Source organism: Acinetobacter wanghuae, assembly GCF_009557235.1.
In the GTDB taxonomy this organism is placed as follows: domain Bacteria; phylum Pseudomonadota; class Gammaproteobacteria; order Pseudomonadales; family Moraxellaceae; genus Acinetobacter; species Acinetobacter wanghuae.
Map to the genome: position 1 here is coordinate 445690 of NZ_CP045650.1, position 20778 is coordinate 466467.

16 protein-coding genes are annotated in these 20778 nt (G+C 40.3%); 5 read left to right on the top strand and 11 right to left on the bottom strand.

Features of this window, described 5'->3' with window-relative positions:
• Nucleotides 1-39 precede the first annotated feature (39 nt).
• A complete protein-coding gene (locus GFH30_RS02060; RefSeq protein ID WP_153370664.1) occupies nt 40-921 on the top strand; it encodes an AEC family transporter in 882 nt (293 codons plus the stop codon).
• 83 nt (nt 922-1004) lie between these two features.
• On the opposite strand, the gene rdgB is transcribed toward GFH30_RS02060, so the two are convergent.
• From rdgB to GFH30_RS02095, 7 genes are all read right to left on the bottom strand, one after another.
• Complete coding sequence (rdgB, locus tag GFH30_RS02065; RefSeq protein WP_153370665.1) at nt 1005-1631, bottom strand: RdgB/HAM1 family non-canonical purine NTP pyrophosphatase; 627 nt, start codon at nt 1629-1631, stop codon at nt 1005-1007.
• A gap of 102 nt (nt 1632-1733) precedes the next feature.
• A complete protein-coding gene (locus tag GFH30_RS02070; protein WP_153370666.1) occupies nt 1734-2324 on the bottom strand; it encodes a tetratricopeptide repeat protein in 591 nt (196 codons plus the stop codon).
• Nucleotides 2321-2914, bottom strand: a complete 594-nt coding sequence (gene metW / locus GFH30_RS02075) for a methionine biosynthesis protein MetW (RefSeq protein WP_153370667.1) — start codon at nt 2912-2914, stop codon at nt 2321-2323. Before metW ends, GFH30_RS02070 begins: the two co-directional genes overlap by 4 nt.
• The gene (metX, locus tag GFH30_RS02080) at nt 2914-4074 is read right to left on the bottom strand and encodes a homoserine O-succinyltransferase MetX (RefSeq protein WP_153370668.1); all 1161 of its coding nucleotides are present in this window, start codon (nt 4072-4074) and stop codon (nt 2914-2916) included. Before metX ends, metW begins: the two co-directional genes overlap by 1 nt.
• Nucleotides 4075-4185: 111 nt before the next feature.
• Nucleotides 4186-5883, bottom strand: a complete 1698-nt coding sequence (leuA, locus tag GFH30_RS02085; protein WP_153370669.1) for a 2-isopropylmalate synthase — start codon at nt 5881-5883, stop codon at nt 4186-4188.
• Between the two features lie 434 nt (nt 5884-6317).
• Nucleotides 6318-7001, bottom strand: a complete 684-nt coding sequence (locus GFH30_RS02090) for a Fe2+-dependent dioxygenase (protein ID WP_153370670.1) — start codon at nt 6999-7001, stop codon at nt 6318-6320.
• Nucleotides 7002-7120: 119 nt separating this feature from the next.
• Nucleotides 7121-9409 (bottom strand): TonB-dependent receptor, encoded by a 2289-nt coding sequence (locus tag GFH30_RS02095; protein WP_153370671.1) that lies wholly within the window; start codon nt 9407-9409, stop codon nt 7121-7123.
• Between the two features lie 628 nt (nt 9410-10037).
• On the opposite strand from GFH30_RS02095, the gene tig reads away from it, so the two are divergent.
• The 4 genes from tig (at nt 10038) to GFH30_RS02115 (ending at nt 14393) form a co-directional block, all read left to right on the top strand.
• Nucleotides 10038-11369, top strand: a complete 1332-nt coding sequence (gene tig / locus GFH30_RS02100; protein WP_153370672.1) for a trigger factor — start codon at nt 10038-10040, stop codon at nt 11367-11369.
• Between the two features lie 194 nt (nt 11370-11563).
• Nucleotides 11564-12169: an ATP-dependent Clp endopeptidase proteolytic subunit ClpP gene (gene clpP / locus GFH30_RS02105; protein ID WP_153370673.1), complete on the top strand. Its 606-nt coding sequence runs from the start codon at nt 11564-11566 to the stop codon at nt 12167-12169.
• A 28-nt stretch (nt 12170-12197) separates the two neighbouring features.
• Nucleotides 12198-13508: an ATP-dependent protease ATP-binding subunit ClpX gene (clpX, locus tag GFH30_RS02110; RefSeq protein ID WP_153370674.1), complete on the top strand. Its 1311-nt coding sequence runs from the start codon at nt 12198-12200 to the stop codon at nt 13506-13508.
• A 168-nt stretch (nt 13509-13676) separates the two neighbouring features.
• A complete protein-coding gene (locus tag GFH30_RS02115; RefSeq protein WP_153370675.1) occupies nt 13677-14393 on the top strand; it encodes a DUF2846 domain-containing protein in 717 nt (238 codons plus the stop codon).
• A 71-nt stretch (nt 14394-14464) separates the two neighbouring features.
• Here GFH30_RS02115 and GFH30_RS02120 read toward each other — a convergent pair whose 3' ends face one another.
• From GFH30_RS02120 to GFH30_RS02135, 4 genes are all read right to left on the bottom strand, one after another.
• Nucleotides 14465-15991, bottom strand: a complete 1527-nt coding sequence (locus tag GFH30_RS02120; RefSeq protein WP_153370676.1) for a fumarate hydratase — start codon at nt 15989-15991, stop codon at nt 14465-14467.
• 738 nt (nt 15992-16729) lie between these two features.
• The gene (locus tag GFH30_RS02125) at nt 16730-16945 is read right to left on the bottom strand and encodes a cold-shock protein (protein WP_153370677.1); all 216 of its coding nucleotides are present in this window, start codon (nt 16943-16945) and stop codon (nt 16730-16732) included.
• Nucleotides 16946-17246: 301 nt separating this feature from the next.
• Nucleotides 17247-19385, bottom strand: coding sequence for a phosphate acetyltransferase (gene pta / locus GFH30_RS02130; protein WP_153370678.1), 2139 nt, complete (start codon nt 19383-19385; stop codon nt 17247-17249).
• Between the two features lie 53 nt (nt 19386-19438).
• Nucleotides 19439-20659 carry an acetate/propionate family kinase gene (locus GFH30_RS02135; protein WP_153370679.1) on the bottom strand — a complete coding sequence of 407 codons (1221 nt, stop codon included), beginning with the start codon at nt 20657-20659 and terminating at the stop codon, nt 19439-19441.
• Between the last annotated feature and the right edge of the window lie 119 nt (nt 20660-20778).

Consider the following 20778-nt stretch of genomic DNA (forward strand, 5'->3'; position numbering starts at 1 on the left):
TGATAGGATTTCTTTACTGTCTATTCTGACTGTCCGACTATGGCGCTGTTACTTCCCTTGATTTCCTTTTTAATCGGTTATCGGGGTGTTCACTATTTAAAATCTATTCGTCCTTTGCTCGCTACACTTCTGGCAAGGTTGCTCATTCCTTTAGTCATCATTTACAACATGGTGTTCTATAAAGAGGGCAGTCTCTGGCTCATTGGTTTTAGTATTCTGAGTTCAATTGTACTGTTTAGCCTATTTTATTTTTTCGCGAAAGATAAACTGCGTGCGCTATGCTTTAGCTACCTGAACGGTGTATGGTTGGGCCTGCCTTTTGCTTTGGCGGTATTTGGTCCTGATGCGATGCCGACCATTATTGCGCTATATATTGGTGGGTCATTATTTGGCAATATCAGTGCGGTGATTGCGGTCAGTCAAGCACGTCAACATTGGACATTTATTCTTAAAAATGTGCTGCAATCTCCACCCGTTATTGCGCTGAGTATTGCTGCAATTTTATCGTTTTGGGATTTGAGTCGGTTTGAATTTGAGCCTATTGTGCAGTGGACCTATGCTGCCAACAAATTTTTAGTGACCTTTGCAGGTATGTGCATATTGGGCATGTGGCTCAGTCAAGTCCGTATTCAGTTAAGCGATTTAAAACGTAGTTTATTACTCATCAGCGGGCGTTTTATATTTGCTTTACTGTTAGCAGCTGGTGCTTATGCATTTTTACCTATTCCGCATCACGTACTGACCTATAGCGTCATGATGATGTACTTTTTACTGCCACCTGCTGCCAATATCGTTGCGCTTGAAACCTATTATCAGGGGACAGGCATCTCGGCAAAATATATCGCTTCAGGCACGATTGCCAGTACGATTTTGATTGGGGTTTATAGCGTATTAGTGCATACGATGATGCCTACATTATAGATTCCCTCTCCTTTTAGGAGAGGGCTAGGGAGAGGTCAATAATCCCTCCCAATCTCCCTTTAAAAAAGGGAGGGGTTAAATGTTTACTTCGCCAAACTTGCTTTAAATAACTTCATTGCTTGACCACGATGGCTGATCTTATTTTTCTCTTCTTTACTCATTTCGGCACTCGAAATACCGAGTTCAGGCAACCAGAACAATGGGTCATAGCCAAAACCATTTTCGCCACGAGCAGCTTCTAAAACCTCGCCTTTCCAAATGCCTTGGAAAATTTGTGGAAGTGGATCATCTGCATGTTGAACCAAAGCCAATACACACACGAACATCCCTTCGATAGCTTCGCCTTCTTTACGCAGTGGTTTCAAATCGGCAAGTAATTTTTCATTGTTGGCTGCATCGTTACCATGTTCACCAGCATAACGTGCAGAGTAAATGCCGGGTGCACCCGCTAAAACTGGAACACAAATGCCTGAGTCATCGGCAATGGCGGGTTTGCCTGAAATACGTGATGCGTGACGGGCTTTAATAATGGCATTTTCAACGAAACTTAAACCATCTTCGATGGCGTCTTCAATATTGAGTTTACCCTGTGCAACCACATCTACCGGTAAATTTAATTCAGCAAAAAGCTTTTCAAACTCCGCAATTTTCCCTTTGTTATTGCTTGCTAGAACCAATGTTCCTTGTGATAACCAATCTGTAGACGCCATGTTTAACTCATTGTCTTAATATCAATTGGGCTATTTTAACGATCATTTCGCTCCAATAGGCAATAAAAAAAGCACCCGAAGGTGCTTTTTTGAAAGAAGAACTTAAAGTCCCTGAATCCATTTGTCGGCACGATCACGCGCTTGACGAATCTGATCTTGGGTTAAGTTTGCAGCCAATGCTGTTTTCTTACCTTCAGACAGTGTAATGACTTTATTATCGAGCATGCCATCACGGGTAGAGAGTTCATACCACTGATAAGCGCTCATATAATTTTTCTTTTTTTCATCCATCATGGCAAGGTTAAAGCTGGCACGGTTATCACCACGGCTTGCCGCTTTTTCTAAATAACGACGTGCAAGGACTTCATCCTTTTTTGTGCCAATCCCATCTGCAAGCATACGACCGACATTCAGCTGAGCAACCGCTAAACCTTGATCTGCTGCTGCTTTGTACCATGCAAAGGCCTGGCGATCATCTTTAGCGACATCTTTACCATATTGATATTTGGTCGCTAAATAAAACTGTGCACCCGGTTGACCCGCTTTGGCAGATTTAATCAGGCTGTTGATGTCCATAACAGAATATTGAGCAGCTTGGCTCGACACAGACGCGCTTGGTGACACATAGTCTGCATGACTTTGCATGCTGAATAGTCCCGCTAGTAGCGTCGTACTGAGTAGTAATTTTTTCATAGCGCACTCACTCGATAGATCGCGACTTCACCAAATAAATTTGGAAGATGTTTACTGAGTAAACTATCTTGTTGATCCCCATTCACTGCGAGTCGATCAATAATTTTAATGTTATTTTCGGCGCAAAGCGCTTCAAAATCCCGAAATGTACATAAGTGGATATTCGGTGTGTTATACCACATGTACGGCAAAGCTTCAGATACAGGCATTCTTCCTTTTAATGCCAAGAAAGAACGTGTCTTCCAATGGGCAAAGTTTGGGAAGGTAATGATTGCCTGTTTCCCCACACGCACCATATCTCTTAATAAAACATCGGGCGCATCTACAGCTTGCAAAGCTTGTGCCATAACCACATTGTCAAAGGACTGGTCGGCAAAGCGGCTTAAACCGAGGTTTAAGTCTTGTTGGATAATATTTAACCCGCGACTGACCGCAATTGCAATCTTTTCTTGATCAATTTCGAGTCCGTAAGCACGAATATCATGCTTTTTACTCATTTGTGCTAGCAGTTCACCATCGCCACAGCCAAGGTCAAGTACGCTCGAACCGGGTTTAATCCACTTTTCAGCGAGTTGTTGGTCGATACGCATTATGCGACCTCCTTCGGTGTTGCTTTCAGGTGTTGTTCACCACCTAAGAATGCACGTAAAGATTTTACATACAATGGAATTGGGAATAAGAACGAGTCATGTCCTTGTTCCGCATCAATATCTAGATAGCTGACAGGTTTATGGCTGCTAATTAACGCATCGACAATTTCTTGTGAACGTGCAGGTGTGAAACGCCAATCGGTGGTAAATGACACCACCAAGAATTTGCACTGGGTATTTGCCATCGCTTTTTTCAGTGATTGGTCAAACTCACGTGAAGGATCGAAATAATCCAGTGCTTTGGTCATAATCAAATACGTATTGGCGTCGAAGTTACGGCTAAATTGTTCGCCTTGATAACGTAAATAGCTTTCAACTTGGAACTCAACGTCAAAACCATACATAAATTTGCCTGACTTTAAGTCACGACCAAATTTTTGTTTCATGGCTTCCTCAGACAGATAGGTAATATGACCTACCATCCGCGCCAAAATTAAGCCACGTTTAGGATAACTATCATTTTCTAGATAACGACCATTGTGGAAATCAGGATCGGATAGAATCGACTGACGCGCCACTTCGTTAAAGGCAATGTTTTGTGCGGAAAGTTTGGGTGCACTGGCAATGATCACGCACTTGCGTAAACGATCAGGATAATCCACCGACCATTGCAAAGCTTGCATCCCACCAAGTGAACCACCGATGATAGCATCCCAAGTCTCAATGCCTAAACGGTCAGACAGCAATGCTTGCGTCTTGACCCAGTCACGTACAGTTACGAGTGGAAAATCAGGTCCATAAGGGCGATTTTCATTTTCAGGGTTTGGTGATGTTGGGCCAGTTGAGCCGCTACAACCACCAATATTATTAATCGAAACAACAAAGAATTTTGATGTATCAATGGCTTTGCCGGGACCAATACATGAATCCCACCAACCGGGTTTTTTATCATCGACATGATGATAGCCTGCAGCATGGTGATGACCAGAAAGGGCGTGACAAATCAAAATTGCATTGGACTTATCGGCATTTAAGGTGCCATAAGTTTCAACCATGATGTCATAACGGGGGAGGATGCGACCGCATTCAAGCTCTAACGGCTGTTCGAATTGGAACTTTTGTGGGGTTACTAAACCCACTGAGTCAGCTGGAAAAGACACGGGAATGATTCGCCTTAAATCTTTAGTATGAATAATAAAAGGATACCACTAGCGGGTATCCTTCTAAAGTCATTTTAATGCTATGAATTATTGCTAATTCTAATAGTGAATTTACACTGCAGCAGCAACCACTTGTTCGGTACTTAAAATACCTTGTTCGATCAAACGGTTGGTACAGGCAATAATCGCTTCGATAGAAGATGTCACAATGTTGTCGTGAACACCTGCACCAAACACAGATTTACCGCTGCCTTTGACTTGTAGCTCAACCAATGCCAAGGCTTTGGCATGTGCACCTGAACTGATGCTGCGTTCTTCATAGTTCAAGACATCAATTGGCAATTGTAATGCATCTAAAATGGCTGAAATTGGACCATTGCCTTCACCATGTAGACGTTGCGTTTCTCCATTGACTTCAATATCAAGCTCAACCACTTGCTTGCCATTTTCATCGGAAAGTTTATAGTTTTTGCTCGAGTAATGGGCATCTTTGATGTCCACATAGGTCTCTTTAAACAATTTCCAAATTTCAGTGGCAGAAATTTCAGTACCTTGTTCATCGGTACGTTTTTGCACAATTTGTGAGAATTCAATTTGCAAACGACGTGGTAAAACGACGTTATAATTCGATTCTAACAAGTAGGCGATACCACCTTTACCTGACTGAGAATTGACACGAATGACCGCATCATAGTCACGCCCTAAATCTTTCGGGTCGATTGGTAAATATGGCATATCCCACATGTCTTGATCTTTTTGGAACTCAAAACCTTTTTTAATTGCATCTTGGTGTGAGCCTGAGAATGCCGTAAACACCAAATCACCTGCATATGGATGACGTGGATGAACAGGTAAGCCTGTGCATTCTTCAACGGTCGCAATAATCTCATTAATGTTTGAGAAATCTAAGTTTGGTGCAACACCTTGGGTATACATGTTTAAGGCAATTGCAGCAACGTCGACATTACCTGTACGTTCACCGTTACCAAAGACACAGCCTTCGACGCGGTCCGCGCCTGCCATAATGGCAAGCTCAGAGGCTGCAATACCGCAACCACGGTCATTATGACAATGTACTGAAATCAAGACACCATCGCGACGTGCGATATTACGGTGCATCCATTCGATCTGATCGGCATAAACATGTGGACCTGAAACTTCAACCGTTGCTGGCAAGTTCAAAATCACTTTATTGGTTGGGCTTGCTTCCCAAATTTCAGTCACCGCATCGCAGACATCTTTTGCGACTTCTAACTCAGTTGCGGTAAAGCATTCTGGAGAATATTGGAAAATGAATTCTGTTTCAGGCTGCTTCGCTGCGTATTCTTTAACTTTAGTCGCTGCATTAATGGCGAGTTGTTTTGCACCTTCAATGTCTACATTCAATACTTTTTCGCGGAAGGTGGGCGAGTTCGAATTATAGATATGCACAATGGCACGTTTTGCGCCTTGTAAAGATTCAAAGGTACGTTGAATTAAATGGTCACGTGCTTGCACCAAAACTTCAATATACACGTCATCTGGAATATGTTTTTCTTCGATCAATTTACGCGTAAAGTCGAAGTCAATTTGTGATGCTGATGGGAAACCAATTTCAATATGTTTGAAACCAATTTTCACCAACATTTGGAACATTTTAAATTTTTGCTCCATGTTCATTGGCTCGAAGATCGCTTGGTTACCGTCACGTAGGTCGGTACTCATCCAGATAGGCGCTTTATTAATTTCATTATTCGGCCATTGACGGTCTGGTAAGTCCACACGTTGATACATGCGACGGTATTTTTTACTTGGATCAGCCAACATCATGAGAGAGCTCCTTGTGTAACCAGACTGACCGTGGTCTTGGATGAAGCGGTCACTGGGCTACAAATAGATTTTGTCTATAATCGTTTTCATATAGCGCATTATTGATATTAGATCATCTAAAATATTTTGAAATATTGGGACTTTAGATATACCAGTTACACTATATGCTTAACCTATAACCTAAAGTTTAATCCAGATAAACCGAAAAGTTTTTGCTTTTTCTATGGATTTTAGTCGTATGTTAATAAAGATTTTCTTATAAAGTGAACATCACGATAAAAATTTTCATAAAATTTATATTTGTGAAATGAAGTTCCCTTTGAATTTTAATAAACACTTATTTTTTTCAATACCTATCATTTTATTTTAGTACTAAATGGCTTTGAAATGCCTGAATTCATCTTAAATAACCATAAATTCAGGCATGATTGCTCTTAAATTTCAGCCCACTTTCGCATGAGGTTGTGATAAAGATTGGTCAGTTTGACGACTTCTGCATGCTGATCGCCTAATTGCATACGTAAGTTTTGAATAGTTTGATCCAAATTAAACAGCATATGACGTTCGGCATCATCACGCACCATACTTTGTACCCAAAAGAATGAAGCCGTACGACAACCTGAGGTAATGGGTGTCACTTCATGCAAACTGGTGGATGGATACAAAATCATATCACCCGCAGGCAATTTGACTTCGTGATAGCCATAGGTATCTTCAACAACGAGTTCACCGCCTTCATATTCGTCAGGTTCACTCAAAAAAACAGTGCAGGATAAATCGGTTCTTAAACGTTCGTTAGTGCCACGAATGCGGCGAATTGAATTATCGACATGAAAACCAAAGGCTTCATTATTTTCGTAACGATTAAACAAAGGTGGAATGATATCGAGGGGAATGGCAGCAGATAAAAATAAAGGGTGCTGACCGAGTGATTCTAAAATAATGGTACTTAAATGATGAGTGAGGGGATGATCTTCAGGCAGTTGTTGGTTCTGTTTAACTGTTGCTGAAAGTGTGCCCGCAGTCACCTTGCCATTGACCCATTCAACTTCATCCATCTTTTGACGAAAATAGTGTACTTGTTCTTTGCTTAAGACATTTGGAATGTGATGAATCACAGCAATACCTATTGAGTGTAGTTTGTTTCTATATTTTAAGCTTATATAAAAATAGCCCCTAGATAGAGGCTATTTTAGTTTAAATGCCATCATTGAAATATGACATTTAACTTTTAAACTTAGTATTTAAAGTTTACAGATAATACTGCATTGCGACCTTCAGCTTCCGTTGCATAGTGAGATGAGTAAGCTTTAGTGAAGTAACGCTCGTCCGATAAGTTATTTACATTCAGTTGTAAATCAACATTTTTGTTTACTTTGTAACGTGCCATTGCATCGTAGCGTACATAACCTGAAACATATTTAGTATTGGCAAGGTCACCATAGACTTTGTCAGTCGCAATAGCACCGGCACCTAATGTTAAAGCTGGTGTGAATGCATAAGTCGTCCAAAGTGTTGCACTTTGTTTTGGTACATTTGGCATTTGATTGCCATTGTATGGACTATCTTCATTTGTACATACAGTTGGTCGACCACTACATTTTTTACCATTATCAACAGCTTCACTGTCTAAATAAGTATATCCGGCAGCAATTCCCCATTTTTCTGTGAGATTACCATTTAAACCAAGCTCGAAGCCATCGACTTTACTTTCACCTACATTGGCATAGGTGTTTGTGGTTAATTGTACACGGGCATTTTGTTTTTCAGTACGGAATACAGCAGCGGTCAGACTTAAGCTATCTTGGAGTAAATCCCATTTTGTACCAATTTCAAATGTACGACTTTCTTCAGGATCAAGATTACTATAGTTTTCCGCAACGCCTTCAGAACCATCACCTGCATCTACACCGACTGGGTTGGCAGAGGTCGCAAAGCTGGTATAAATCGCACTACTTTCTGTCGGCTTAAAAGTTAAACCTGCTTGATAAGAGAAGAAGTCAGTATCTGAGCTAATTTTCGTACCGGCAGCAATCATGCTGCTACCTGAACCTGAGTTTTTGTTATAAACCTGTTCTGTATCAAACTTATCCCAACGAGTGCCAAGATCTAACAACCACTGAGGATTAATCTCAATATTATCTAAGAAATATACAGAGGTATTTTCAGTTGTGGTGGTCGTAATAGCACGATTTGCTGAAATAGAACCTAACCAAGGATCATTCGAACTCGGATTATAGGCATCAGTACACCAGAAATTAGAAGCTGAACCAACAAGACCAGAACAACCATTATTAGCATTTAAATTGGGTGTGCCGTTAGGAAGTGTAGTTGTAGTTACACCTAAGTCAGTGAGGTTATAGCTGCCTTTATCAGACTCTTGACGTGAGTATTCAACGCCCGTATTGAAACTGTGATTCAACGCACCTGTATTAAATTTACCTGACAAAGAAAGTTGATCTGTGAAGACTTCAGTATCGGTAATGCGTGTATTGGCACGTCTTGCAATACTGCCATTTTCAATATTTCCTTTGGAGTCATCAGGTTGAGTCCAAATATAATCATTTTTAGATTTAGAATATTGAGCAACATTGCTTAAAGTTAAATCGTCGCTTAAATCATGCTCTAATTTGATTGTGCCAATTTGATTTTCTTGTTTTTGGAAATCACGCTCTTTCCAACCGTAGTAGATACCTTGTTTTACATCTAAAGGTTTACCTTCAGCTTTTGTACCATTCCAGTAAGGAACGCCTGAATCAGGAATATCATCAGATTTTAAGTAGTAATAACCTAAAGTCGCGCGCGTCGGAGTGTCTAAACCGAAAGTAATACTTGGTGCAATACCCGCACGTTTATATTCAGCACCATCTTTTTGTCCAGCTTTTTCATTGGTGTGGCCCATGACTGCAACACGTGCTGCAATACCATTTCCAAAGTCTTTATTGGCATCCAAAGTGACACGTGCATAAGCATCTGTACCACCCGCAACAGAACCTTCTAAAGCATCGCCTGCTTTAGCGACTTTAGACACCATATTGATGCTACCGCCAGTAGTACCCGCACCACCCATCGCAGATGCAGAACCTTTGGTGACTTCAACTTGTTCAATGGCAAACATTTCACGGTTTTGTGAAGTTGCGCTACGAACGCCGTCTACATACATTGAGCTTTCAGAGTTATAACCACGAATAAATGGACGGTCACCATTTGGATTACCGCCTTCACCCGCACCTAAAGTAATCCCAGGTACAGTACGTAAAGCATCAGCTAATGTTGTAACTTGCGTATCTTCAATGAGTTGTTTTGAAATAACCGACACTGATTTTGGTGTATCAAGCAGGGGAGCAACAAATTTTTTATTGGCAGATTGATCTACTTTAAGACTTTGTTGTTCAGCTGCAACATCTAAATGAATGGTATCTAGTTTCACAACATTTTCTTCAGCCATAGCATTTGCAGCCATGATTGAGAGGGAAGACGCGATTGCCGATGAAACGATCTTTTTACGTGTTTTAATGAAGGTCATAAAAAACCTAGAAAGAAGGGTGACAAAATAGTATGAGAATAATAATGATTCCTATTTAAATATTCTTGTTGATATGATTGGTTTTGTGAATGAACTTTAAATTTGTAAGTGTATGACTAGATATTGGAGTGGCTTATTTTGAATTATCATTCTGTTTTTTATTTATATTTTTAAAAAAATTAAATAGTGTGATTTTTATTGGGAATAGCGATGCCAGTCTTTGGCTTAAGGTTTCATGAATCGAAGGCTCAGTTTTAAAGCATTTTCTTCCACATTTATAAGCAAAACTGAAGTGAGGTCTTGAAAGATAGGGTGCTTATGTCTTTTGGAGTTATCCGTTCTAAATAAGAAAGAGATTACGCATCAAATATAACCCTATAAAAATGATTTGAAGACAAAGATCAAAAAGAAGTTGGGAAATGAAAAGTTGTACTTCATCCTTTCAAAAACTCAAACCCACGTAAATAAAACAATGAAATGTTGTGCAAGGTGTACAGAAACACACTTTTTAGCAGTAATTCCCATTTAAAAACACGATGTGGCGTGTATTTTTTGTATATCCTGAAATGTTGTCATATAATGTGGCAAATTTTATAAACCTGTTATTACCTAATATATTGAGGAAGCCATGCAAGTAACTTCTGAAGCAGTTTCTGGCGTAGTCCGTCGTCTAACTGTATCTGTACCAACGAGCCGTATTAACGAACAGTTTGAAGCTCGTTTGAAGCGCACTGCTAAAACTGTGAAAATCAACGGCTTCCGCGCAGGTAAAGTACCTGTAAACGTTGTTCGTCGTGAATACGGTGCGGGTATTTACCAAGAAGTTGTGAACGATACTATTCGTGACACAGTGTTCGAAGCAATCCAACAAGAAAAAATCAATGCTGTTGGTATGCCAAACATCGAAAAAACTGAAATGAAAGAAGACGCTTTAGTTTTCGAAGCGACTGTTGAAGTTTACCCAGAAGTTGACGTTAAGTTCGAAGGTTTAGAAGTTGAACGTAATGCTGCTGACGTAAACGACAAAGACGTTGAGAAGATGATTGAAAATCTTCAAAAACAACGTGCTGGTTGGACTGAAACTAAAGGCATGGCGAAAAAAGACATGCAAGTGACTTTCGACTTCGAAGGTACTGTTGATGGCGAGAAATTTGAAGGCGGCGCTGCTGAAGACTTCAAACTTGTACTCGGTTCTGGTCGTATGATCCCTGGCTTCGAAGACGGCATCGTTGGTATGAAGAAAGGCGAAGAGAAAGTAATCGATGTTACTTTCCCTGAAGACTACCAAGCTGAAAACCTTGCTGGTAAAGCTGCTCAATTTAAAATTACTGTGAAACTTGTTGAAAAACAAAAACTTCCAGAAATTGATGCTGAATTCCTTAAAATCTTCGGTGTAACTGAAGAAGAAGGCGTTGAAAAACTTAAAGCTGACGTTCGTAAAAATATGGAACGTGAAGTGAAAAACGGTCTTCGTAACCAAGTAAAAGGTGCAACTTTTGATGCGCTTGTTGCTGCAAACGAAGTTGAACTTCCTGAAGCAATGCTTGCTCAAGAAATTGACCGTCAACGTCAACAAATGATCCAACAGTTCACTCAACAGTTTGGTGCGCAAGGCGCGAAAGCATTCGATTCAAGCATGCTTCCTGATGACTTGTTCAAAGAACAAGCAGAAAAATCAGTGAAACTTGGCGTACTTGTAAGCCGTATTCTTGCTGAAGCGAAAATTGAAGTTGATGCTGCACGTGTAGAAGCGTACATCGAAGACATGGCTTCTTCTTACGAAGATCCAAACGAAGTGATCGAATACTTCAAAAACGATGAAAAACAACGTCAACAAATTGAAGCTGTTGTACTTGAAGACCAAGTTGTAGATTACATCTTAGCTGCTGCTAAAGTAACTGAAACTAAAGTAAGCTATGAAGACTTATTGAAAACGCAACAAGCGCGTCAACAAGGCTAAGCTTCACAGCTCATGAAAAAAGGCGCGCTAAGCGCCTTTTTTTTCTCTATAAGATTCTAATCCATTGCAGATTTTCACAAATCTTATGCAAAAAAAAGCATGGAAAGGCAGGCGAATATTTTGCAATTTAAGCAATTATCCCTCATATTGTGATTATGGGTTAAGTCACAAAAAATTTAGGAATAAATAAACGTATGTATGTTCCAACAATTGAAAACGCTTTAGTTCCAATGGTGGTTGAACAATCATCTCGTGGTGAACGTTCTTTTGATATTTACTCACGTCTTTTACGTGAACGTGTCATTTTTATGACGGGTGAAGTTGAAGACAACATGGCGAACTTAATTGTCGCGCAAATGTTGTTCTTAGAAGCTGAAAATCCAGATAAAGATATTCACCTTTATATTAACTCACCCGGTGGTTCTGTAACTGCAGGTATGGCCATTTACGATACCATGCAATTTATTAAACCTGATGTTGTGACGTATTGTATGGGTCAAGCAGCATCAATGGGTGCATTTTTGCTCAATGCGGGCGCTAAAGGCAAACGCTATTGTTTGGAAAATGCCCGTGTCATGATTCACCAACCGCTTGGTGGTTTCCGTGGTCAGGCATCTGACATTGAAATTCATGCACGTGAAATTTTATTTATTAAAGAACGTTTAAATCGTTTGATGGCTGAACATAGTGGTCAAGATTACGAACGTCTTGCACGCGATACAGATCGTGATAACTTCATGACTGCTCAGCAAGCAAAAGAATACGGTCTAGTGGACGAAGTTTTATCTAAACGTCCATAAGTTTTAAGATTGTAATATTGGAGTGACTATGTCCGAACATCCTCAAGGACAAAAGCATTGTTCATTCTGTGGTAAAACACAGTCTGAAGTTGGCAAGCTGATTGCTGGCGAAGACGCATACATTTGTAATGAATGTGTCGATGTATGCTTAGATTTGGTTCAAACCAGTCAACAAGTTGAAACCAATGACTGGGCGAATCGTCCTTTGCCGAAACCGCATGAAATTCGTGCGGCGTTGGATCAATATGTCATTGGTCAAGATGTCGCGAAGAAGACCTTATCGGTTGCAGTTTATAACCATTACAAGCGCTTAAAAGTGCAAACCAATGGTAAAAAAGCCGAAGATGGCATCGAGATTTCTAAAAGTAATATCATGCTTGTGGGTCCGACAGGTTCAGGTAAAACTTTACTTGCGCAAACTCTTGCACGTCTTTTAGATGTGCCATTTGCGATGGCAGATGCAACGACCTTAACTGAAGCAGGTTATGTCGGTGAAGACGTTGAAAACATTGTACAAAAGCTACTACAAAAAGCCGATTACGATGTTGAAAAAGCGCAAAAAGGGATTATCTATATCGATGAAATCGACAAGATCACCCGTAAGTCTGAAAACCCATCGATTACACGTGATGTGTCAGGTGAAGGCGTTCAGCAAGCGCTGTTAAAAATGATCGAAGGTACGGTTGCATCTATTCCACCGCAAGGTGGTCGTAAGCACCCGCAGCAAGAATTCATTCAAATTGATACTTCAAATATCCTGTTTATTTGTGGTGGTGCATTCTCAGGTCTTGAGAAAATTGTGCAACAACGTCAGGAAAAAGGTGGCATCGGCTTTACCGCAGAAGTGCGTAAAAAAGATGAAACCAAAAAGCTGTCTGACTTGTTCCGTCAAGTTGAAGCAACAGACCTTGTGAAATTTGGTTTAATTCCAGAATTCATTGGTCGTTTGCCGGTGATTGCAACCTTAGATGAACTTGATGAAGATGCATTGATGCAGATTCTGACTGAACCGAAAAATGCGCTTACACGTCAGTATCAACATTTGTTTGATATGGAAGATGTGGATTTGGTGTTTGAAAAGTCTGCTTTACGTGCAGTCGCTCAAAAAGCAGTTGAACGCAATACCGGTGCACGTGGTCTACGTTCAATTCTTGAAAACTCTTTACTTGAAACGATGTACGACCTTCCAAGTCGTTCGGATGTTGGTACAGTCGTGGTCAATGAAGCTGTGATCAAGGGTGAAGCAACACCTACATTTTTATCTGAACGTCAGGTGAAAGCTGAAAAAGAAGCTGTATCAAAAGTCGATTTAAAAGTGGTGAATAGCAAGTCTGCTTAATCGCTATTCGTCTGAAACGTGCGGAAATGAACTGTTTCCGCACGTTTTTTTATTTCCAAAAATAAGTGTCAGTGTTAATCTCATCATTATGGCGTGGATGCCTAGACGTAAAAATATAAAATCGAAAACTAAGTGCATACAAGAATAAAGACGCAGTGAGGGAAAGACATGCGTGTAGTCGCAATGGTACTCATCAGTAGTTTGGCTTTGCTAGGCTGTCATGGTAAAAAGACCGTGATTCAACAACCTGAATTAGCCAGTACATTAAAGGCAATTGATCTAGACAAAAAACCGGGCTTTGCTGAGCAACATAAAATTGGTATGTTCACTATTGGCAGCTGGGTGAATCAAAAGCAAGGTCAACGCTTCCAAGTGGTCAAACCTCAGCATGATCAAGCTGCAATCGTCTATTTATATCGCCCAGATTCAAAATGGAATCGCCAAGAAATTGTGGCAGCAAGCATTTTTATTAATCAGCATCGTATTCCAAGTTTATTGAATAATCATCATTATTGGATTGAAGTTCCTGCGGGAAGCTATCGTTTAAGTACCAGTCGACCACTTGGCGCACAGCATTTCCAAAAACCAAAATATGTTGATTTTAGTGTGCAAGCGGGTGAGTCGTATTTTATTAAATATGATGAAGAAAATATTGGTACACGTCATACCACCTCAGGTCCTTGGCAGATCATGCCAAAAGAGGTGGGCGTAAATGAAATTGCCTTTACGGAACAGAAATCAGATAGCTATAATTTTGTCGCAGAAGATCAAAATACTGGCAAAATTCGTAAGAAAGCACAGAAATTGCATGAGCCTGATTATGATCCAAAACAAGACGTACAATTGACCACACCATTTAAATTGTGGGATCCGCGTACGTGGTAATTTTAGATTTTTAAAGAGCTAATAAAAAAGCACCCATTTAGGGTGCTTTTTTATTAAGCCAGATACAACACTTATTGTGCAGCAGCGTCAACTACTGGAATTTTACCAATTTTCGCTTGCCAGATTTTTGGTGCAGTTGCGTGAATTGATGTACCGTTAACATCAACCGCAACCGATACAGGCATGTCTTTTACAACAAACTTGTAGATCGCTTCCATACCCAAGTCAGCAAATGCAACCACTTCAGCTTCACGGATTGCTTTTGATACTAAGTATGCAGCGCCACCAACAGCCATGAGGTAAGTCGCTTTATTGTCTTTGATGGCTTCAACAGCAGCAGGACCACGGTCTGCTTTACCAATCATACCGAACATGCCAGTCGCTTCAAGCACTTGACGCGTGAACTTGTCCATACGTGTTGCAGTCGTTGGACCTGCAGGACCGACAACTTCGTCACCCACTGGATCAACAGGACCAACGTAGTAGATGAACTTGCCTTTAAGATCGACAGGGAGTTCTTCGCCCTTATTCAACATATCGACCATACGTTTATGCGCAGCATCGCGACCGGTATAAATTGTACCGTTCAGAAGCAAAGTGTCACCTGGTTGCCAAGTGTTCATTTCTTCTTGAGTGATGTTATCGAGATCAACACGTTTAGATGATGATGAGTCCCAAGTCACTTCAGGGTAGTCAGATAAGCTTGGCGCAATGATATTTGCAACGCCTGTACCATCTAATGTGAAGTGTGCGTGACGAGTCGCAGCACAGTTTGGAATCATACCAACTGGTTTGCCCGCAGCATGACATGGGTAATCTTTGATTTTGATATCAAGCACTGTGGTTAAACCACCAAGACCTTGTGCACCAATACCCAAAGCATTTACTTTTTCGAAGATTTCGATACGCAGTTCTTCAAGTTTGCTTTGTGGACCACGACGAAGCAATTCATCCATGTCCAATTCTTCCATCAATGCTTCTTTCGCAAGCATCATGGCTTTTTCAGCTGTACCACCAATACCGATACCGAGCATACCAGGCGGACACCAGCCTGCACCCATTGTTGGTACAGTTTTTAATACCCAATCTACGATTGAATCAGATGGATTTAACATCGCAAGTTTAGATTTATTTTCTGAACCACCACCTTTTGCAGCAACTGTAATATCAACTTTGTTACCTGGAACAAGTTTGTGATAGATCACAGCAGGGGTGTTGTCTTTAGTGTTCTTACGACCAAATGCAGGATCAGCCAGTACAGATGCACGCAGAATATTTGAGTTTTCTAAGTAACCTTGACGCACACCTTCGTTAATCGCATCGTCTAAGCTCATCGTTAAATCGAATTTAACGTCCATGCCCACTTCAACGAATACGTTTACAATACCGGTATCTTGGCAAATTGGACGATGTCCTTCTGCACACATACGAGAGTTAATTAGAATTTGTGCGATCGCATCTTTTGCAGCTTTGTTTTCTTCACGATCGTAAGCACGGCTCATCGCTTGGATGAAATCCTGTGGGTGATAGTAAGAAATGAACTGAAGCGCATCTTTAACCGATGTGATCAAGTCATCTTGCTTGATAATAGTTGTCATACAAAAATCTCTTGAGCGGGCTGATAGCTAGCGGGCTAAATTATAAGATAAAAAGCCAAAGTTGTGGGCGTTTATACGCCGATTTGGGTCTAAAGTTTAATGTGATGATTGCCTGTCATATTGATGATGAAAATGGTCATATATGACAATGAAAGTGTCATATAAGTTGTCATATTTCATGTCATAAACGATCAAAAATACATAATATTGTTGTAAGTATTTGAATTTTATTTATATAGTGAATATTACAAGGCTTTTCATATTGTCATATAACTGTCATATAACTTTCGCATAATGCACATATCGAAACTAGAGGATGTTTTTATGATTACAATCGTTGCTTCTGTTGTTGGTTTTTCTATGTATATCGCAGCAACTTGGTTCTACGGTCAGCAAGAAGATCAAGCATAAGGCTTTATCTTCTTTTTTTTGCTTTTAATTTTATAAAAATAATATTCTTCTCAAATCTCAAATCTCAAATCTCAAATCTCAAATCTCAAATCTCAAATCTCAAATCTCAAATCTCAAATCTCAAATCTCAAATCTCAAATCTCAAATCTCAAATCTCAAATCTCAAATCTCAAATCTCAAATTGATGATCAGCTTCATTTAATCCTTTCGCTTTTCAGCATTCCCAAAAATATTAATGTTTGCTGCCAAAACTTATTTCATAGATTCATTAAATATCAGACGTAAAAAAAGCACTTAAAAGTGCTTTTTTGAGATGCTTATTGCTGCTTAGATTGCAACGATATTTACAGCATTCGGGCCTTTTTGACCTTGAGCAACGCTGAATTCAACTTGTTGACCTTCAAGAAGCGTCTTAAAGCCTGAACTTGCGATTTCGCTAAAATGAGCAAAAACATCTGGACCTGATTCTTGTTGAATGAAACCAAAACCTTTAGTTTCGTTGAACCACTTTACAGTACCTTTAACAACAGCTGAGTTAGACATAATAAATCCTATTGATTTTTAATAATTTTTAGCCATTTTAATGACTGATTATAACTTGGAAAAATAACAAAGAATGAAACTTAAAATCTGAAAAAAACGCAGGATTATGACTAAAACGACGATACTTAAAGAAGATTTACCGAAACAATACTTTTTTCTAGTTAAGTTCACTATACAGCTATTTCATGAATAATCAAGTTTTTTGATATATATATTAAAATTATTTATTAAATACCTTTGTAAGGGATAAAAAAAGAAGCTGTCATCTAAAAAATGTTCAATGGCAGCTTCTTTTTAGTATTTAATCGCTTTGTTGTTCAGCTTGAATCGCGGTTAATGCAATGGTGAAGACAATATCATCGACCAATGCACCACGAGACAAGTCATTCACGGGTTTATTTAAACCTTGTAACATCGGTCCAACACTGACGACATTGGCAGAGCGCTGTACCGCTTTATAGGTCGTATTTCCGGTATTTAAATCAGGGAAAATAAAGACATTGGCACGACCAGCCACTTTTGAATCGGGTGCTTTTGAACGACCGACGCTTTCTACAGAGGCTGCATCGTATTGTAATGGTCCATCAATGAGTAAATCAGGACGACGCTCTTTGGCAATACGGGTCGCTTCAGCCACTTTTTCAACATCAGCACCTGTGCCCGATGTACCTGTTGAATAAGAAATCATGGCAATACGTGGATCAATACCGAAGGCTTTGGCAGAGTCTGCAGACTGAATTGCAATTTCAGCCAGTTGTTCAGCATTAGGGTCTGGATTAATCGCGCAATCACCATAGACATAGACTTCATCGGGTAACAACATAAAGAATACCGATGATACCAATGAATAATCAGGTGCAGTTTTAATGAGCTGGAATGCAGGACGAACGGTATTAGCGGTGGTATGTACGGCACCCGATACCAAGCCATCGACTTGATCCAATGCCAACATCATCGTGCCTAAAACCACGCTATCTTGCAGTTGCTCACGCGCTTGCAACTCATTGATTTTGCCTTTACGTAGCTCGACCATTGAAGATACGTAAGTTTCACGAATTAAATCAGGATCGATGATTTCTAGATCATTTGGAAGTTCAATGCCACGCGCTTTTGCAAGGTCAACCACCGCTTCAGGTTTAGCCAATAAAATACAATGCGCAATACCACGCGATTGGCAGATAGCTGCCGCTTGAATGGTACGTGGTTCATCGCCTTCAGGCAGTACAATGCGTTTTTTAGCTGCAATCGATTTTTGTACCAACTCATGACGGAAGGCAGAAGGGGATAAACGTGGTTGATAAGAGCCGTTTAATGTAGCTGTAAGCCAATCAGGATTGAGGTGACTTGATACAAAACGTGTCACTTGTTGCGCGCGTTCAGTATCATCGACTGGAATTTCATTGCTTAAATTGCTAAGTTTTTGTGCGGTTTCAAAGGTGTTTAATGTCGTGTGTAAAATCGGTAAGCCTTGCTTAATCGCACTTTGACAGAAGTTAAGTACACTGTTGTTCGGCTGGTGATTTTCAGTCAGCACCAAACCTGCAAGCGGAATACCATTACTGCTGGCTAAGCTACTTGCGAGTAAAACATCAATTCGATCTGACGCACTGATAATCAGTTCACCCGCAACAAATTTATGTAATTCGTGCTCAATATTGGCAGAAATTAAACTGCTATGCTGAACACGGCGTTGACTCGCTTCGCCTTCATTAATCCAATGTGCTGAAATGTGTGCTGCCAAATCGCTCATGCGCGGTACGCTCAGTGTTTTACTAAACGGCACCAAACCAATAACAGGTAATTTTTCTGTACCAATATGTGCATGAATTTTTTGCAAGGCTTGAGTAAATTGCGCTGTTTCTGTGGTTAAGCGTAAATTCGGATCGAGTGTCACTGGAATTTGCGCAGATTCTTCAGATAAGCCTTTGGTACGCATAAACAATATGCCAGACAGACGAGTTGTATCCGCACCACCAAAATGACGAATTTGATTTTCAACTTTATCCGCACAGATTGCAGGTTGATTCAAATCTGCTTGGCTGACAATCACCACTTTTGCATCAAGGGCTTGTACAAGGCTTGCGTTTAAATCATCTACGAAACGATCATGCCCATTCGGCACTAAGCCTTCGACAATAATAAAATCATGATTTTTTGCGACTTCTCGATGTAAACGAACCGCTTCTTCTAACAGTTCATCTTGCTCGCCTAAACTCAGTTGTTGCATCACGGTACTATAGGCAATGGGTTCGACTGTTTGCTGATGTGACAAATGTCGATAGAGGGCAGTGGTTCGGTCTTCATCAGAAAATTGATCTTGTGAAAAAGGTTTCAAAAACCCGATATTCACGCCTTGGCATTCAAGGGCATAGATTAAACCTAAACATGCAGACGTTAAGCCAACGCCTTCACCAGTTGGAACCAATACTATTGTTTTCATAAGGGATCAAGATCTTTAAAGTTTAAATAAAGGTATAGCGACACTAAACTTGCTTACGCAAGTTCAGTTTTCAATTCAGACTTTTTTAGTAATTGCTGTCCCACATGAGCATCCACCACATGATGGACTTCTTGTGCAATACGACCTTCTTCATCGGTTGGAACGACCCAGATTTGTGGACCTGTTCCTGCATCAATACGTCCTTCAGTGCCACGTTTTAAGGCATTATTGGCATCTTTGTTTAAATTGAAACCGAAGTGTGGCAAGTAAGACATCGTTTTTTCACGAATATAAGCTGAGTTTTCACCAATACCACCTGTGAAGAACAAACCATTTAATTCAGGCAGTCCGCAGCTTAATGCAGCCAAAGATTTTGCTAAACGGTAGCAGAAGACTTCAATCGCTAAAGTGGCATCTTCATTCCCTTTTTCAGAGGCATCGATCAAAGTACGCATATCATTAGATAAATCTGACAGCCCCAAGAGACCTGATTGGCTATTGAGCATTTTGTCAATTTTGTAAATATCCCAACCGAGGTTTTTCGCAAGGAAGCTATGTAAGCTTGGGTCTACATCACCACTACGCGTACCCATGACTAAGCCTTCAAGCGGGGTTAAGCCCATAGAGGTATCGACGCTTTGACCATTCCAAATGGCACAGGTTGAGCTACCATTGCCCAAATGTGCAGTGAGCCAACCGCCCTGTTTAAAACTGCCTGCTAATGCAGAACCACGCTCAGAAACATAGGCATGACTGGTGCCATGGAAGCCATAACGACGTACCCCATGCTCAGTATATAAAAACTTTGGCACAGCGTAACGATAAGCATGCGCAGGCATGGTTTGATGGAAGGCAGTATCAAACACAGCCACTTGTGGTAGGTCAGGGAATAAACGTTGTGTCGCTTCAATGCCAATCAAATGGGCATGGTTATGTAAAGGTGCTAAAGGAATTGCAGCACGAATATGTTCAATAATATCATCGTTAATGAGTTCAGCTTTGGTTAAGCTGCCGCCGTGAACTACACGGTGACCAATCGCGTCAGGCTTATAATTCGCAAGGCGTTCTAAACCCACTTCAAGTGCTTTTTTATGATCGGCAAAGGGGATATGAATATCGACCGGTTCATTGCCAACGGTGACCCCTTTAATACGGGCATCTGCTGTCCCTAGGTTTTCAGCTAAACCATGAATACGGAAATCTTGTTGCTCTAAAAGTAGCGCAAACTTGATTGAAGACGAACCACAATTAATTACCAATACTGATTTAGACACGATTGAACACCCAATTTTTTAATTAAAATTCTCATCCATTAGTTGATCTTTTTTGCTGGCAAATGGCGAACATTTCAGATCAGTTGCATTGTTTTATCATTAGATTTTTCTAGACTCTA